Below are 18,031 nucleotides of genomic sequence, written 5' to 3'. Positions count from 1 at the left end.
TGTCCATGGTTATGAAAAAAACCCTATTGGCTTTAGCTCTGCTTGGTACAACCTCGGCTTACGCATCACTTGGGATCCCGACTTCAACGAAAGACGATGTTTGGATTACAACAGACGCTGATGCATCACATCTGATCGCGCAACACGGCGCAACCGTCTTTCCCGGTATCAGCAACAAAAATGCTGTCGTTGCAAAGATTAATCCTAAACAATTAGCGGCCCTCTCAAGTCACATGCATCAAGCTAAAAATCGATGTGGCGGTTACATGGTGCATGAAAGTAAATCTGCTGCATTAAAGGCATCATCAATGTCGAAAGTCATCAGCACATTTGAGAAGCCAGTTATTAGCCATCAAGATACTGTCAATCCATTGATTTCTCAGGTGGAGCCTCAGAATATTGTTAGCACGATTGAGAGTTTAATGGGCTTTACCAACCGTTTCTACACAACTTCCACGGGTATTGCTGCATCTGATTGGCTACTCTCCTACTGGCAGGAAAAAATCGAGGGTGTTTCCTACGCATCAGCGAGACAAATTACTCACGAAGAGTATCCTCAAAAGTCTGTCGAAGTGACGCTACTCGGTGCAAAATATCCAGACGAAATTGTTGTTGTAGGCGGACACCTAGACTCAACCGTGGGATCATGGACGACAGAAGGTACGATTTCACCGGGAGCTGACGATGATGCATCAGGAATTGCTACGGTGACAGAAGCCCTCAGGTTAATGTTGTCTACTGGTCAACAACCGGATCGTACCATCAAGTTCTACGGTTACGCAGCAGAGGAAGTTGGACTGCGTGGTTCCCAAGATATCGCAGAAACCCTAAAGGAAGAACAGGCCAATGTGATCTCTGTTTTGCAACTTGATATGACCAACTACAATGGTTCAGCACACGATATTACCTTTATGGAGGATTATACCGACAGCAACCTAACTGAGTTTTTGAAGGAACTGATTGATACCTACACCAGTGAAATAACCTATAGTTCTGACCGATGCGGCTACGCTTGTTCAGACCATGCCTCTTGGCACAATCAGGGCTACCCTGCAGCCATGCCGTTTGAGAGCATGTTCTCCGACTATAACAGCCATATTCACACTTCAGACGATACGCTAGAAAACTCAGACCCAACCGCGTCTCACGCGACAAAATTTGCAAAGCTTGCTATTGCCTACTTGGTTGAAACGAGCATGGATGAACCAGACGCAGGAGTCATTGAACTGGAGAACAATGTCCCAGTTGAGGGCCTTACAGCAGGTTATGGTGATGAGCAATTCTTCGTCTTCAATTCAACCTCGCCAGGTAAAGTGACCTTTAAGATTGATGGCCTGCCCTCTGGAGACGCCGATCTGTACGTTTCCTACGAAAAAGATGTTAACGTCGACAGTTTTGATTGCCGCCCATTCCAAAATGGTAGCCGTGAAGAATGTGTCTTTGATAAGCCGGCGGGTCAATTCAACATTATGATTCGTGGATATCGCAATTTTGATAATGTCTCCATCATTGCCACATTTGAAGAGTCCTCAGAGGCCGGATTTCCTTTAGACTTGGCCAGTGGAGAAAAGGGAGAAGACGGAGAAGCAAGTATTTCCCTTACTTGGCAATATGACCTTACGGAATCAGGAGACTATTTTATTGTTAAGCGTGATGGGGTTAATGTTGGTGCAACCGATTACACGGAATACGTCGATGTTCTAGAGCATGATGGAACTGTCAATGCAGAATACCAAGTCTGCACCAGCACTGGTACCTGTTCGGAAAATCGCCACTATAATTTTCTCGAAAGCAACTAATTAAGATTGAGGGCTCAAAACATAGAGCTCTCTTTCACTAGGGTCTATTGACCCTAGTGAAATTCATCCACATGAAAATCTAAGCCGCTAAGCCAAAAATCACTGTCTAAGTGACGTTCCAAGACTCTTCTAGTAGAGCCACTCTCAAGAACAATTTTGTAATCACCCGCCACAAGACCCTCAACCATGTAAAAACCATCTGGTTCAACATAACTTGAATATTCAAGATTTTTCTCAATGTGTTTAAAATGGATATAGCTGTTATCGGCGAGATTACCTTTGATCAAACCATCAATACCAAAAGAGGCGACCAAAACAAGATTGGCATGAGTGACGCCCGCTCGTCGAGTGTTGAGCAATATAGGATTTTGTTTAGGTACAAGGTTTAAGTTTAATGTCTCCTCTTCAATGTATAGCGGAAGGCGTTTTCTAGCAGGTACTTTCTCAAAAACAAACTCACCATTTTCACCACTGGATACGCGTTGCTCTAAAATTCTGAGGCCAACATTGGCGAGTGAGTTTCCTTGCTGGTCTTTAACCTGACCAATGACTTTAGCATAACTGTATTGCCCCCACTGCATAAAATCAGCACCCTCTTCGCCCACGAAACTTCGTGCACCAAACTCTCCTGTAAAAGCGACTCCAACTTCATCTTGCTCAATGAATACTTTAACCTTGGTATACTGATTGACCTCAACTTCCATTGACGCTGCAACCTTGAATTTCTTATTTCGATAGCTTATTGAGGCATTCGAGCTTATCTGTTCAACATACCCGTTTTGATTGAACCAGCAATCAGAGCATTTGTTTCGTATCCCGAATAAGATACTATCTAGGGTCCCATCCTTTTCAAAATTTGTCATGAGATTCCAACTGGTATCCGAAAAGCCACTTTTTGCGATCTCAATACCATGATAAAAATTATAACTGTCGGATTCTGTTAGATAGGTGGCGTCCAATTTATAGTTCCAAAAATGTAAGGGAGAAAGCTTGCCCCCTATCTTAGATTCAAATTGGTAGGAATCATCATCTGCTCTTATCTGACTTCGAGTATTTACATAGTTATTGGAATTACGATAAGTAAGTAAATGATAGTTGGGTTCATCACGCTCTAGTTTATCGTGCTTATAAAGCTCAAGGGAAAGTGACTGAGATTGAGAAAATAACAACTCCACTTCTACGGGCACGTAATTAAGTTCAGGAAGCCATCCAATTTCTGTTGCAAGCCAGTGGGTTGGTAAATATCGTGTCTGAAACCCAAGGAGATATTCCTTGCCCGACTTTATTGTACTTGCACCCAAAGTCCAATCGTCTCTCACCCCATACTCAGCGATAACTGAACCAGCCTCAGAAGACGCAAATTCTCCCATCAAGTCAACGCCCCAATTTCCCTCCGAGATGAACATACCATCAAGACCTGCCACCGTAATATCTTCTTGCTGCCAAACACCCTCTGACAAGTAGTAGCGAAAACTAATGGTATCTCCTGGACCGATATTTTCTTCTTCAACGCGAAATCGCCCGAATTGATCTGACTGATAGGTATTTTGATAAATGCCATTTACCAACACGTCAATACTAATATTCGGCTCAGTCAACTTTTCGAGCTGATATTGGCCGTACTGAGTAACATCGGGGCGATTGCTGTATAACAAGCCGTTTTCAACACTTTGAGGCTTTCTAAAAACATTGCCATCAAACAACACATGACCCACTTCGAAGCGAGCACCCTTTGGGTTTAAATCGTATAGAAAATGGTAATACTGGATAGGATTATTTTCCCGAGAGTCTAGGGAAACCTGTGTATGTGACTGCTCACTAACAATGATCGAATCAGAAAGAAAATAAAGGCTTTCGCCCGCTGTTTTTGTCCAATCTATGGTCGTGGTTAACCGAGTTGCTAAGCCCAATTGTTCCAAGGGCTCGACCGGTTTTTGTCGATTAAGTGTCTCAAATTGAAGCGCTTTCTCACGTGAGTTACGCTTTAATTTTTGTATTTCTTCTTCTAATTCAGATTTTGATCTGTAATCTTGATCCACCAAAAGTTGATAGGAATCTAGGAACCATTTCGCATCTATGGGCAAACATTGTGATAAATGTTTCCAATGAATAAACCAAGCTCCATTATGGTTGACCACCTCAATGTTTCTTGGTTGACTTTCATCTCTTTGGCATTGTTTCTGGTCGAGATTAATAATAAACGGAGGCGTTTCTCTCGCAGAGTCTCGGGGAAGATAGAAAAAGCATATCTCCTCTTCGCATTCCCCAGATAGCTCCAAAACGTAGGTTAGAAAACTCTCTACAGGCAGGTAAGGATTTTCATAATCATCCATCACAACGCTGTAGAAACTCTCCCCTACTTGCCCTAATCGAACCTCAATATTCGAAGGGTATAAATCTTGGGCACTGGCAGACGATAAATGACTAACAATAAATAGAAATAAGAGCCAAAATCGCCAACTACCCTTTCGCATTTTCAATAGGATAATATTGTACCAAATGCAGTGCTGACCGCTACAAAATGCACTCATGAATCAAGCGCTCACCTTGATTCACCTTTATTTTCGTCTCCTTAGCAAACGATTTATCCATCTCTGTTTGGCGTAAGATCACCAGTTTTTCTTCATGGTCATTGGCGGTTAGCATCGCGCTAAATTGATAAGCACTATGATTCAGTAATTTCAATTCACCATTACGACATTGGATATCGATATTCTCAACGGTATCACCTCTCTGAGCATAAATAGGGATATAGCTATTGATAATAAAGTCGAGCTCAAAGGCCGAACCTGTTGCTGGTTCTATTCCCTGTTCCTCTGACGCACTTAACACCGTTGGTGCGAACCAGAGGTAAGCTCTGTACTCACCATCTGGCTTATTCGCAGGAAGTCGTAGTGTCCTTAACCGAACGACACGGCGTTGGTTTGGCTTTAACTCTCGTATTACTGGAGGAGAGACTTGCAAAAACTCAGAAAGATCTTCCGTAGATTCAATACCCTCATCTAGCCTTCTAGAGTGATTCGATTTTAGTGGTCGATAAATAGGCTTAATTTCAACCCGTATTGGTTTGTCTGATGTATTTTCTACGATAAACTTTTCCGTTATGGGGCTATCGGCATCCACAATGACACGAGTGGGGGCGATTAACAATTGTGCCAATGTCGGTGACGACATAAACACAAGTACAAAAAACATCACAAAATACTTCATTTATAATTGACCTCAAATGAAAGAGAACCTGAATAAACACCAGAAGGTACTTTTGCGCCGACTTTTGCTTTGGCTCCAACGCATAATAATCGGCTTTCACCATTATTCTTTATCTTGGCAACGCCACGTTTAGAAAATCCGCAGCCATAAAAAAATCGTTGGATTTTTATTTTTCGATTGAGCTTCTCGTGGAAAATATACTGATTTTTGGGCGCAGTAATAATAATACGTTTTCCGGGTTCTCCCCTGACAAAAAAGCGTGCAACAAAAAGTTGATTGTTTTGGGGTTTAGAGATGGCAATTTGAGTGGAGCCTGAAATATAATCTCCTGGAAACTGAATGTCCATATTTTCAGGAACAATAGCCAAAGCAGCAATACTCTTACCGGCTATAAGCAACAAGATTAAAAAAATAAAATAACGATGCATCATATCGATTAATATAGGGCAGTTAGGTTCACTGCCCTCCAAAATTAATCTAATAAAAGGCGACTTTATTGGTATACAACGTCAACGTTTACAGCTGCCTGATAAGTACCAGCAATGAAGTTGTTTGCAGTAACCGCATCTGCCACTTTTGCAGTACCACCAATCAATAGATCAGCAGCGCCAGTACCACTTAGAGTAGGAGTAGCGTTAAAATCAAATGTAGCAGCGATTTTATTGGTACCATCAGTATGTACCAGATCTGTATCATTAATTGTTACAGTTACAGGTGCATTATTTTCGCCGTTGATAGTAAATTTCGCTGCACCAGCATCTGATTGACCAACAACGATATCTGTATTGTGAGTTGTAAGAACTTCACCAAAGTCTAGATCTTTATCTTTAGTTAGAGATATTGCTTGTTTAACTTTAAGCGTTGCATTGAACGTATCAGTAACCGCAAGAGCATTGGTTGCAGAAAAAGTGAAAGCAGAAAGCGCAGCAACTTGAATTAGTTTTTTCATATTATTACCTTTATTTCATCTGAAAGTTTTTCTTATTTTTGAGACAAACATCTGTAATTAAACATATATTTGAAACACAAATAAAATATATCCAATCCATTGGTTATGAAAATACTTTTCTCTTCAAAGGAAATAATATAGACAGCATTGGAATTAAGATCACACTATTGTCAATAGAAGTAATTTATGAAGCAACTTAGATCACATTAAATTTTTTTGATAATTATGCACAAAGAGTCTCAAAAATATTTGTTACATTCAGTCAGTGTAAGCATAAAATAAAAAGAACCCGGAATATTACTCTGAATAATTCATATACCAAGGTTCTTTAATCTTTAATAATGACAATATAAAAGCCATTTATCAGAATATTACAATCAGTTACATATTGAAACTTTAATCAATATAATATTCTGATCTAAAAAGTAATTAGATAGGTATTTAGCTAATTTTAAATCGTTTCAGCTCTACTTGTAATTCCGCTGCTCTGTTGGAAAGTTCATTACTCACTTCTACCGATTGGGCCATAGACCCCATCACATCAACAGCGGTATCATTAATCATCACAACATTACGATTGATTTCCTCAGACACCGAGCTTTGCTCTTCGGCAGCAGATGCTATCTGATTGTTCATATCGTTGATAACTTCGATCTCCTTGTTAATCCCGATAAGAGCTTGGCGTACTTGCTGAGTCTCATCTCTGGTTTCCTCAGCTTGCTGTTGACTCTCTTGCATCAGAGAAACAATGGTCTGCGTCTCACCCTCTAATCTACTCAACATACTGCGGATCTCTTCTGTCGATGTCTGGGTTCTTGTTGCCAAGTTTCTCACCTCATCAGCAACAACAGCAAAGCCCCTGCCCGCTTCTCCCGCGCGAGCAGCCTCGATAGCCGCATTTAAAGCCAACAGATTGGTTTGCTCTGCAATGCCGCCGATTTCACTTAAGATATTTTGAATAGCGGCACTCGATTGAGCTAAGTTTTCTGTCTGGCTCTTCGCATGGTTGACCTTCTCAGCAAGAGCACTTACTGCATCGGCTGCGACGTTCATACGCCCCATACCTTGAGAGCTGTTGTTCTGAACTTCATTTGCAGAAGTAGCTGCTAAAATCGCGGCATTAGCCACCTCTTGTGATGCCGCACTCATTTCATTAATCGCTGTTGCCAAAGAGTCAACTTCGGCAAGTTGTGCATTCAATTTCGTTTTTGAGCTTTCGGCACTAGCTTGGCCGCTACTCGCATTCTCATCCACTTTGTCAGCCGTTGACATTACCACACAGAGCGCCTCTTGCATTCTGGAGAGAAACATATTGAACCAATGGGCTAACTGGGCAGTTTCATCTTTTCCTTTGACCTCTATCCGATAAGTCAGATCTCCTTCACCTTGCGCCGCGTCTTTAAAGCGTTCCACTAGATCTTCAAGTACTTTCCCAAGCGAATTGGCTAACCAAGCCATTGCAGCGATCCCAACTACGATTGCAGCCAGCCCCGCCCAAATACCTTGAGTTAGTGCAGCATTATTTTGTGCATCACTCCAATTTTGATATTCCGCAATACTTTGAGTCAATTTGCTCGTAGGTACCGAGACCATAACAATCCATGGTGAGTCATCTGTTTCAACTGCAGTAACCGCATACTCATAAGTGTCGATAGTGATAATATTGGAGATACCAAGCTTTGCATTAGATTGAATTTTGTCCCAACTTGAAAAGAGCTGATTAGAAACCTTTTCGCCGATTGACTTCTCATCCATCGTGTTGGCGAGAACAGCACCTTTCCAAGTCGTGATAATAATATTTCCTTCTCCATCGAATAGGTCTTTCGCCAAAGAAGCACTTTGTTCACTCAATTCCTTAAGAGAAAGGTCAAAGCCCAAGGATCCAATAATCCTGCCTTGATATTTGATTGGTTGACTGATCGTGGTTATCAACTCATCTTTTCCGAGAACAGGATACATGTAGGGCTCCATGACAAATGTTTTTCCTGTCTCAAACGGCATGAGATGCCAATCATCCTTTCTTTCTCCATGTTTGTTGATGGCGCTATTGCGGAAGCTATCCATAGCAACCGTCTCAAATTCTTGGTTCACATTTGCATAAAAAAATGGAGCTAAAAATCCATTTTTATTGAACGCTTTCGGAACAGAACTTTCCGACTCAATTGACCATGTTTTTTCTTCCCACACCATGTAACCTGCAAACACCGCAGCATCTTGCACCCTCATCGCGGACAAAAACTGTTCAACAATCATGTCTGCACCCATTTGCTGCTCACCACTCAATTCAATAATCGAACGTATTTGCGATAAATTCATCAATACTGGGCCAAGACTATTTGCAATGGTCTGCCCCAACTTCAGTGCTGTCGATTCTAAATTTTCGTTTGTAGACTCCTTGAGCTGAGCAGTCACCTTCTCCGTTGTTTTGATATTGACATCAGTGAAGGCTCTTGTTGTTACTCCCATTGCAATCAAAAGTGTAAACACCATTGCAATACCAGCGCTCACCGCTAATCTTGTACGTATGCTACTAAACATTTGTCCCTCAACTTTTCTTCGCTCAATCCATGCACAGGAAAATTGTAATCACAACAATTAATTGTTCACTTCTCTTTGAATTAGTAGAAAAGCAACTAAAAATCAACCTAAAAACCCCGCTTCGATAGTAAATACATTTAATTTAAAAGCTATTATTCGCCGACCAAAATTATCAAATCCCCTTCCTTTAGACAGCAAAAATGTATCATATCTTTATTTATCTAATAACGAGAGTTTTATATTAAAAATTAATACTCCCTACCCAAATATTAAATAAAACTTTTTATTAAAAACTAGGTTCCAATAAAATTGGATAAAGAAATATATACCCAAGTAGCCTCAAGATGCTTGGGTATAAGCTAACAATTCAACATTATTGGTTCTAGTCATTAAATTAGAACATAAAAATAAAGAACCAATCTAATCAGAATCTTATATTATTTAAAATAAAACTTAATCTGATTTTACAATTGGGATAAAAATCACACAATATGGCTTTTAGCAATGATTATTGCAATATAAAAAAGAGCCCGAAGGCTCTTTCTAAGTTATTTGAAGGTGAAAGCGAACTAGTGTGTTGGGTCGATTGTCACAGGTTCAAATGTTGCTATCGCATTACCATTTGCTCCTGGCCTATCAACATAAGGCGTATCTTGCATAACTGTGTAATAAGAATCTACATAGTCGTCGTTGTTGATCATCCACTCATCCGGTAAAGCGGCAATAATTTTATTCGTTATCTGTGCAATGATAGCGTAACCTTGTACCTCAGGATCTGGGTAGTTCTTGAGAATCTCCTCAGCCAACTCCACCACTAACTGCGCCAACTTTTTATAATTGGTTTTATCATCCTGCTCCATCAAAATGATGTCAGCAGCTCCCCAACGATAACGATCCCAAAAAATAATGGTTTGGTTGGGATAGTAGTCTTTTTTAGCATCATCCAAATAAGGCATTTCAACCATGTCTATTTGAGGTTCAGCGCGATCTGGATTCACTCCCATAATCATGGCGTAAATTTCTGCTTTTGAAATCCAAGGTTCTCTGTCGTTATCCAGGCTAATTTTTGTCAGTTGCGTGGTACTTAACGGCTCTATATCTTGAACCATAGCACGCATCATTTTAGTCTTTTTAAATTTTGGTTTTTTATCGTTGGTTATTAAGTCAGCTTTCTGCCCCAATCGATGCATTTCAGCTCGCATCGCTTCGAGGCCAGCTCTCATCTCTTTTGAACTGTCATTATCGACAACAAAAACTGGCCTATCTGGCATTTGATACACATCTAAGAAGTACTCTTTACCATTAACGTCAAACGCTTCAATATATTTCCAATCAGCCTCATCACCGGATGGCTCGAAAGCAAATAAAGGGCTCTCACCCATCTTCCACTTCTCAAGCATAGACTCATCGGCCAGACGTAACTCAATCAGTGAGTCAGTGAATTGTTCCACACCTTTCATGACACGGTAATCATGGTCAGCTTTCTGCATCTGCCTGCTGAGCTTAGAGTAAGGCTTTACCGCACGGATATTTTCCATAGGTGCAGAAAGGTTTTTTTCACTTATCTGTGCTTTAAGACTGCTCTCTAATTCACGATAGTGTGTGCCAAACTGGATAGCCAGTTGTCTCTTTTGTTGAGCGATTTTTTCTGCTTGTGGTACGGCTACCACCTGTTCAGAATTTACGATTGTTGCATTTGTTTGGAAGCCAACCAAAGCTGTAGCAAGCATGAAGCCTGTCGATAGATTCGATCTCATACAATTCCCTCTTTGTAATAATTATGCATCTGGAGAGTATTTACTCTACCTAATCAACTTATCACTTAAATCAATCAGAGGAAGGAAAACGATCAGTTTTTGATCGATTTTTCGGCTATAGATCACTTTGCAATATAAACCTGCTCAATTGAGCATCAGTAGCGTTTATATCCTTTATTCTTAAATTGATAGAATTATTGACTAAAAGGTCGCATTTTACGACCTTTTAGTTATTGATTTAATGAGAGATAGTAAGTTCGAACTTCCGGCTATCAGCTACGGAGTCAAAGGTAAAATATACGTAACCTGGTTTAGAGGCCTCGAAATTAACATATTTATAATCAAGTATATCATATGCAGGTATATCGAAATTTTCTTTGGATGCCCATGCGTCTAAGCCTATATACAGATCAATATTTCCATGTTTGTCATCCACTGGCTTTACACTCACATTCACTGTGCCAGGTTCATCAACGTATAAGCCTACGTAGTAAACACCATCAACTGTTATGATCTCAGTTTGACCATTTTCCAGTACCGTTGGATAGTTTTGCGATGAGTCTTCGACTGCTTCAATTTCAGCAACACTCGACACTATGACCTTATGAAAGCTGTCTCGTCCAGTCAAACTAAAATAATAACGCCCAGGCACAACAAACCCATCATCTTGAGGCTCGAATATGATCGCTTCGTTACTAGCCCCAACCTTATAATCTGCCGTTTCATAGTCAAAGTAATGAGCTACACGATCATAACTTGCGTACAGATCCGCGTCTCCATCTCCCTTGATAGACACTTTAAATTCAGTGACCCTATCGGGTACATCGATGTAAAATAAATGTTCTTGATACTTTTTAGCAGAATAAGTTGCACTACTATTCAAAGACATTTCAGTTATTTTATCTGAGTTTGGTCGCTCTTCACTCTCCGGTTCTTGGCCTTTATCATTCGCCAAGCTTTTTATCCAAAGTGTAAATTCTTGGTCATAATCCGAGCCTAAACGTTGCACTTCTTTTGACCAAGTCGAATATTCTCCCTTTCTTGCATAACCAAGCAGCTGTTCAATTTCAGTTGGATGCTTTTCAAATAGAAATCTGACAGCTAGGTAGCCCCAACGATAGACTCGGTTCGCATCGTCATCATAACTGGTTGCCAAGACTTCCGATAAAGAGTAATTGTCCTTACCAATCACTCGTATTGCCCCTTGGTTTTTATCCTTGTAATGAGCGTATTCTGCAAAACCCTCTAGCCACCAAACAATGTTTCCCTTTGCCATCGTCTGCCTAAAATCACCATATAAATTAAACCTTCCATCCAAATAATGAACATACTCATGCTCTAAGTTGAGGATTGATAAAGTGTCACTATCAGTACGATAAGCCAAAAAGCGAGCGGTATTATCAGCCTTTGTTGGGTCCCCTTCCAAATACTGACCGCCGTTGTTCGTACTGTTACCAAACAAGAAATGTGAAAAAGTCGAATATGAGGACTTATCTTTCCATACCACAACTTCAAGCTCACTATTATAGTCGTCTTCTACAGGAACTTGGCCTGACTTCACCAGTGAATGAAACTCGTTCTCTGCCTCCCGTAATTTTTCACATGCTTCAACTTCTTGTTCTTTCGTTAAATTCTGTGAGCGAATAACGGCTGGTCCCTCACATTGATAGCGATGGACAAATAGATTTTGCTCCAAAACTATTTTTTGGTTTGGAATATCTAAGCTCTCAGCAATTTCCGGCTCATAATGTAGCAGCATTTCGGCAGCGGCAACCCACAACTTCCGTTGCTCACCGTCCAACCCATGATCCCGCATAACTTTTTTGAGGAAACGAACTACAGATTGGTTAATCGCTTCTTTATCGCTAACGAGTAAACGTCCTATCTCTCTAACAGCATGGTGCAAAAGCATTTCTGCTTCAGTCCCCATGAGCCATAAGTTATCATGTACAAAGTTCTCTAAACGTTCTAAATACTCTGGATGAAGGAGTAAGTCTTCATAGAATTCATCAAGATAAATGTGGCCAAACATAGCAACAAATAAGTTATTGACACCCCAAATAAACTCATAGCTTTGACTGTTTTCTGGGTTTATAGACTCTAGAAGAGTAAGCATCGAGTCCATAGTAATCGGCAGTTGTCTAATATTATCGACAAGTAAAGTTACAGAATACATTGCGTCAGCTTGCTCTGCTCCCAGAAGTCTCGCATTATCGGAACCGATAAAGCGATCAGCAATGTGCGCTACCATAACGCTAAAGTCTTTGGAAAATGATCCAAGCTCGCTTCTGTTATTGTATCTAACGTAATAAGCCGCGCGAATGAACTCACTCAAATTATGAATGCGTTTCGCTTCACTCTCTTCGCCTCGATAAGAAACTATCGATTTATCCAGTTCTAAGACGATATTTTTCAGTGAGGACTCACTGTATAAAGAAAGAGCTGTTCCTTTCGGCGCATTGAACCAAGATTTATAACAATCATCGCTCGCTAGAGAGACTCTCTCTACCCAGTCAGATTGATTAACTAAACCTCCAAATTGGCAATCGTCACTCGCCATGACTTGATTGCTAGCCATTAATAATCCAGCTAAATATATTTTTTTGACAAGTTTACTTCTATATAAATTCATATATAACACCATGTTTTAAATGAAAAAATCGAGTGCTATATATCAGAGACAATTTAACCGCCATATATTCTATATCAATTTTTCTGACATTTATTCAGAAATAATATTAATGTCATTATGAGCAATCGGTTTCCTATTTTTATTAAATAAAAATTAGACTCTCTGGTTATATCTATATCGCCTTATATTTAGTGATAAAATAAAAATTAGTAATGAGTAGCGCAAGGATACATAAATCCAGATTATTAATTGAAATGATTAAAGTTGCCTTGCCTGTCAAGCAAGACATTCTCGCTGAACCTAGCATCTTGAGGTTACTTGGGTGTATATAATTAGTGGGAGAAAAAGTTAACTCTAAACTTCCTTATTTCAGTTTCATAATACACTTTCCATTCAGCATCACTCATATTGCTTGCTGATGATGAACGCTGTTGGTTTAAGTCATTTTTGAGTTGTAGCAACTGTGAGTTGTAGTCTTTGACATTCTGCTTTTGAGCGGCAACTTGCTGAAGTCGAAGCAACAAAGATTCTTTTTGAAGAGCACTCAGATAAGTACTTGCCAAATTATCGCTTATATATTCCCGGTCAGAAGCATCGAAATGCTCCGGAATAAGATCAATCCCTATTTCGAAGATTGCACTATCGCTATCAATCCCTAAAAGTTGAGCTTTATCCTCCCAGCGACCAATAAAGTTTTCAAAGTTATCTATATACTGCTCTGGATTATTTGCCTCTAAAGCATGAGACTCAAGGGTAAAATCATACAGAGCAAATTCATCTTGTAAAATCCGCGAAACATCACTTCCCCATACAAGACTAGCTTGATTTTTCAATTCTTCGATCCTTTCAGATAAGGTGGCTATTTGATTCAATTCAAGCTCGCCCAACACTTGCTGCCACTGTTTGTTTAACTCCGGATAGTATTTCAACAATCGATAATCACTTAATGATAATCTCGCCTGGTACTCTGCCAAAAGCTGTTGGCAGTTATTGTTGGCTCGACAACTCATCCAAAACGTGTCCATTATGTTTTGAAGCGCTTGTCCTTCTGAGTCTTGCAATTGGTCCAACAACTCTATACGACGCTCGCTCCCGTTATCATTGTTAACACTCAGATCAATGCGCGAATTCTTTGAACTATTTTCCCCCACAGGTTCTTTTTTTTGACTGGAGTTCGCTACTTCAGTGAAAGTCTGGCCTGTATCACCATCGAAGGATATCCAAAATCCTGTACCCACCAGGAAGGTGAGTACAGTGAATATGATAAAAAGCCTCATTATTTTATTACCGAGCTAACCGGAAAATGGTCAGATAGGTTGAAATGTTTCCAAAGACCCTCTGAAGTTGAACGAGGAACATCGACTCGATTATCGCTATGTGATTTATTGAGGTACTCATTACTTACCATGACATAATCTAGATACTCGACGTTGCCATTATCCTCTCTTATTTTTCCAGCAAAATTGTTGACTCTTGGATCAAAGGTTGATTCTGTATACCCTGAATAGCTTGGCTCAATTGCGCTGAGATTTGAGAGCATTTGTTGGTAGTCGCCAGGGAACTTACGCTTGTTCACATTGAAGTCTCCACCGTAGATCACAGCTTCATTCTTTGGAATATTAAGAGTAGAAGCAAGTTGGCGCATTTGTTTAAACTGACGTTGACGATACTCTCGAGCTGTTGATGTGTCATACGAGGCTGTGTGTGTTGCAAACACATGATATGCGACGCCCCCTTTAATAATCTCAGCATAGTTCACCCCCTTATCAGCAAAACAGTCTGTTCCCGTACAATCAGGAAAAACAAACTGAGTTTGATTTACAATGGGATAACGACTAACGATGGTCACTCCACCATCATAAATATTAGGCCCTTTCTTATCTAGCATTTGGGTTTGATAAGGATATTCTTTTGCAAGCTCACGTAAAAACTCACCTCGTCCTGCGGCGAACACTTCTTGGAGTGCAAGTACATCATATCCTTTCACATGCTTCGGTATTTCTTGGTACCTATCGCCGATATGTTTTGCAATGACGGGTAAAGCCCAGATATTGTAAGTCATGACTTTCAATGCATTTTCATCAGGCTCAACTATCTCATCGACTTTTTCTGGCGTTATAGTGTAGTAGATATCATCATATCGAGCGGTTTTCACCGATTTAAAGGCAAGTTCTGTGTTTTCTTTGCCAAAATCATTACTAAAGTCACGATGAATTTTCCTGTCTTTTTTGAGAGATAAGCCGATATCAGCACTTGACAGGCCATATTCAATTGTTGAGTTGTACCAATGGCCTTTCATCACTTGCTTTAGTGATACAGTTTGACCATCCGGATTAGAAACAACCGTTTCAAAATTGTACACTTCACCTGCCTTAATGCCTTTCCAACGATTAAAGCTCATAACAGACTTTGTTTCCCAAGGACCAATAGTTTCACGATGTTGCTGCCACTCTTCACCGCTTTTAAGGATATCAGTCCCATCATGGCGTACTTGAATGGTTAGCACTTGGCTTGAGTTATTGGTGAGATAGATATCTGTATCTGCTAACACAGAAGCTGAGAGCATTGCAGAGATAGCAACTGAGTAATGCATTAGTTTCATAAGAGAATTCCTTTCGCTTGGGTAACTAGAAACTAGAGCATATGCTTTACACCTCGATGATGAATACACAAAAATTCACATTCAAACTAATTCAGTGATAATTTTGTGAATTACTTAATAATATTTTGAAAGATAAATATTGGAGGCATTAAAATATCTGGAAAGAGATCAAATTGTAATAAATTAAATAAATACTTTAATTGACAGTAACCACATTTTTTATAGGAAAATAACTAGAGATTTACCCTAGATATTATAAATTCCGATTATAATATTTAATTAAAAATAAATTAATATTATTAAAATATTAATTTCAAAAAATATGATCCAGATTATGTTACAAATATCCTACTACTTTTAATGAGGAGCTTTAATAAAAAGGCTCTAGAGTTTTTATATTCTAAAGCCTAATAGCCTAGTTTATATTAAGGTCTCATACCTTTAAGTTTGCAATTGATTCAATTTCAATAACTTGAGACCATATGTCCAATAATATAAGGTATTCAAATGGTCTCCAACGAACCTGAGGTAACGATAAAACATAACCCAATTGCTGACTTCTTTCTGACCAAAATGAGTCACTCAAATAGACATCTTCATCCACTGGCTCAGTCAGATAATATTTTTGACCCTCTCCTTGATATAGAAACCAGTCTGTTGTTATTTTGCTATCTATATGAGGGAGCGCTTCTCTCCATTGTAAGCTTGAGTAATACAGCATTGATTTATCTAAAAACGCGTTAAAAAGTACGCTAGAAGGCTGAGAGGGCCAGGCTTCCCGCTGCCATCTTTTAGGTAAAAAGTTTATCGATTGATGCTGGCGTTGTTCATATTGAAAACGAAAGACAAAGTCGCCCATAATTGACCAAGCGTATTGAGCACCTTCTCGAAAGAGTTCGTGATTGATTAATTGATAAAGTAACGGCTTTGCATTTTCCCCATTAAGTTCCACTGGAATTTTCTCTAAAACTTCTACGAGAGCAGGCATATCTCTTTGTATCACTTCCATTGACGGATTACCTCGGTACGGTAATGAAGAGAAACTCTGGTTTTGTTTATGTTTCCATTGCTCCCAAAGATTAATATAGGGCGCATCAAGCTCAGAGTTCGTCCAGCCTTTAGAAAGATGAACATCAATATATTGACTGACATCAATGTCAATCAACGGAGTCTTAAGCTGGCTCAGCAATGGGTCAGCCGCTTCTTCAAACAATACTTCACGTCCTTGATAACGACGGCAGCTGTAAATACCACAAACGAGCTCTCCCTGCCCGACTAAAAATCGACCTGATGCCAGCTCCTCTTGTGTGGCAGGTCGCCCAACCGCAACCATCGCAAAATTGTTGATCGCAATTTTACGGGCTTTCTGAATTAGCATTTCATGATAGTTGATAATTTCGCCATTATTAATCACTACCGCCACCGCTTGCTCGATCGCTTTTTTTTGCTGATTCAGTAAGGTATCTCGCCACGACCTTATGTGATCCAATGCCCCATCAACAATGACTCTTTTTCGAGCATAAGATTCGTTTCGTACCTTTTCGATATGGGCATACCTACCGATACCATACAGTTTATCGATATTGCCTACTAAACGATGATAACTGCAGGATCTCAGTAAATTACGTGTGTTGCGGCTTACAGTACCTTGCCGATCGATCTCAAGTTTGGCTTGGCGCTTTTCTTCGCTACACATCTCATCACCAAAAGGATAGTTCACCTGCGGTGCTTGATTATATCTCTTCAGCATTAGACTGGTGTAATCTGCATCTAACGTCGCAAATGATTTACTCAGCAGCCCTTGAACCTCTAATACTTTTGCACTAAACGTTGCGTCATAATGTAACAAATGCACGGAGACCAACCGCTTTACCAGTTCATTCGTGTGTACTTTCAAACGATGGTATTGATGAGTAATATCCTCTGCTGAGGCCAAATTAATTTGCTGTGCAATAGTATCTTGACGATAGCTGTAATGGCCGCTTTGAATAAAGCTTCTTAAACGCGTTTCGGGCGTTTCAAGCATAGATAGGTAATCATAATAGCTCAGTGCAAAACCAATAAAAGGAATAGGCTGAAAAACAACGCTCAATCGATGTAATGAACTTGCTGAGTCATCCCACATCACTCTAGTCACTTGCTCAAACCATGGTACAATTAAAGCGATATCAACGACCGTTGATGCAGCCATTGCACTGGCACTTAACACTTGCTTAATGGTACTACGCTCTAATATCTGTCGAAATTGGCTTTGCCTTTGACCGCTAAGCACATGGCCCGGTTTGTTTTTTAACGCATGCATAAGCTTAGACCACTGCACGGAGTTCCCAATTCTGTCATTGACCGAGAAAACCAAACTCGGGATTTTATTTAATGATTCTACTTCTTTTATATCATTAATTTCATTGATAAATTCAGAGTCAAGTCTAGCCAACCACTCCTGTTCTTCTTCGAGCTCTAGTTCTCCCAAGTTACAAAGCTCTGTTGCCGAGACTTGAAAAGTGAGAATGACTAAAATTCCTGCCAAAAAATATTTCGCCATAA

Annotated in this window: 10 protein-coding genes and 1 pseudogene; 1 reads left to right on the top strand and 10 read right to left on the bottom strand. The window is 39.9% G+C overall.

The annotated features are described in order from the left end of the window. Positions 1-5 precede the first annotated feature (5 nt). Positions 6-1,520, top strand: a pseudogene (locus RH40_RS08850) (M28 family metallopeptidase); the annotation flags it as partial. Between the two features lie 332 nt (positions 1,521-1,852). On the opposite strand, the gene RH40_RS08845 reads toward RH40_RS08850, so the two are convergent. From RH40_RS08845 to RH40_RS08800, 10 genes are all read right to left on the bottom strand, one after another. Further along, positions 1,853-4,330: a hypothetical protein gene (locus RH40_RS08845; protein ID WP_009601112.1), complete on the bottom strand. Its 2,478-nt coding sequence runs from the start codon at positions 4,328-4,330 to the stop codon at positions 1,853-1,855. Further along, positions 4,314-5,009, bottom strand: coding sequence for a fimbrial biogenesis chaperone (locus tag RH40_RS08840; protein ID WP_009601111.1), 696 nt, complete (start codon positions 5,007-5,009; stop codon positions 4,314-4,316). Before RH40_RS08840 ends, RH40_RS08845 begins: the two co-directional genes overlap by 17 nt. Further along, positions 5,006-5,437 carry a DUF4402 domain-containing protein gene (locus tag RH40_RS08835; protein WP_009601110.1) on the bottom strand — a complete coding sequence of 144 codons (432 nt, stop codon included), beginning with the start codon at positions 5,435-5,437 and terminating at the stop codon, positions 5,006-5,008. Before RH40_RS08835 ends, RH40_RS08840 begins: the two co-directional genes overlap by 4 nt. Positions 5,438-5,502: 65 nt before the next feature. Next, positions 5,503-5,958, bottom strand: coding sequence for a DUF4402 domain-containing protein (locus RH40_RS08830; protein WP_009601109.1), 456 nt, complete (start codon positions 5,956-5,958; stop codon positions 5,503-5,505). Between the two features lie 441 nt (positions 5,959-6,399). Next, the gene (locus RH40_RS08825) at positions 6,400-8,496 is read right to left on the bottom strand and encodes a methyl-accepting chemotaxis protein (protein ID WP_009601108.1); all 2,097 of its coding nucleotides are present in this window, start codon (positions 8,494-8,496) and stop codon (positions 6,400-6,402) included. Between the two features lie 569 nt (positions 8,497-9,065). Continuing rightward, positions 9,066-10,253: a DUF3103 domain-containing protein gene (locus RH40_RS08820; RefSeq protein WP_009601107.1), complete on the bottom strand. Its 1,188-nt coding sequence runs from the start codon at positions 10,251-10,253 to the stop codon at positions 9,066-9,068. A gap of 238 nt (positions 10,254-10,491) precedes the next feature. Continuing rightward, a complete protein-coding gene (locus RH40_RS08815; RefSeq protein ID WP_241209874.1) occupies positions 10,492-12,831 on the bottom strand; it encodes a M9 family metallopeptidase in 2,340 nt (779 codons plus the stop codon). A gap of 386 nt (positions 12,832-13,217) precedes the next feature. Then, entirely contained in the window at positions 13,218-14,162 is a 945-nt protein-coding gene (locus RH40_RS08810; protein WP_009601105.1) for a hypothetical protein, read from the bottom strand. Continuing rightward, the gene (locus tag RH40_RS08805) at positions 14,162-15,487 is read right to left on the bottom strand and encodes a sphingomyelin phosphodiesterase (protein ID WP_009601104.1); all 1,326 of its coding nucleotides are present in this window, start codon (positions 15,485-15,487) and stop codon (positions 14,162-14,164) included. The genes RH40_RS08810 and RH40_RS08805 overlap by 1 nt, the downstream gene beginning before the upstream one ends. A 433-nt stretch (positions 15,488-15,920) precedes the next feature. Continuing rightward, positions 15,921-18,029 (bottom strand): hypothetical protein, encoded by a 2,109-nt coding sequence (locus RH40_RS08800; protein WP_009601102.1) that lies wholly within the window; start codon positions 18,027-18,029, stop codon positions 15,921-15,923. Between the last annotated feature and the right edge of the window lie 2 nt (positions 18,030-18,031).

Source organism: Vibrio caribbeanicus ATCC BAA-2122, from assembly GCF_000165125.1.
Taxonomy (GTDB): Bacteria; Pseudomonadota; Gammaproteobacteria; order Enterobacterales; family Vibrionaceae; genus Vibrio; species Vibrio caribbeanicus.
Note: the sequence above shows the minus strand (reverse complement) of the source record. Positions and strands in the feature narration are given on the sequence as shown.

What these genes read in the sequence shown, in the direction of transcription:
- RH40_RS08800 (WP_009601102.1), bottom strand. Translation starts at nt 18,029, where the DNA reads ATGGCGAAATATTTTTTGGCAGGAATTTTAGTCATTCTCACTTTTCAA.
- RH40_RS08820 (WP_009601107.1), bottom strand. Translation starts at nt 10,253, where the DNA reads ATGAGATCGAATCTATCGACAGGCTTCATGCTTGCTACAGCTTTGGTT.
- RH40_RS08810 (WP_009601105.1), bottom strand. Translation starts at nt 14,162, where the DNA reads ATGAGGCTTTTTATCATATTCACTGTACTCACCTTCCTGGTGGGTACA.
- RH40_RS08805 (WP_009601104.1), bottom strand. Translation starts at nt 15,487, where the DNA reads ATGAAACTAATGCATTACTCAGTTGCTATCTCTGCAATGCTCTCAGCT.
- RH40_RS08835 (WP_009601110.1), bottom strand. Translation starts at nt 5,437, where the DNA reads ATGCATCGTTATTTTATTTTTTTAATCTTGTTGCTTATAGCCGGTAAG.
- RH40_RS08840 (WP_009601111.1), bottom strand. Translation starts at nt 5,009, where the DNA reads ATGAAGTATTTTGTGATGTTTTTTGTACTTGTGTTTATGTCGTCACCG.
- RH40_RS08845 (WP_009601112.1), bottom strand. Translation starts at nt 4,330, where the DNA reads ATGAGTGCATTTTGTAGCGGTCAGCACTGCATTTGGTACAATATTATC.
- RH40_RS08815 (WP_241209874.1), bottom strand. Translation starts at nt 12,831, where the DNA reads ATGGCTAGCAATCAAGTCATGGCGAGTGACGATTGCCAATTTGGAGGT.
- RH40_RS08825 (WP_009601108.1), bottom strand. Translation starts at nt 8,496, where the DNA reads ATGTTTAGTAGCATACGTACAAGATTAGCGGTGAGCGCTGGTATTGCA.
- RH40_RS08830 (WP_009601109.1), bottom strand. Translation starts at nt 5,958, where the DNA reads ATGAAAAAACTAATTCAAGTTGCTGCGCTTTCTGCTTTCACTTTTTCT.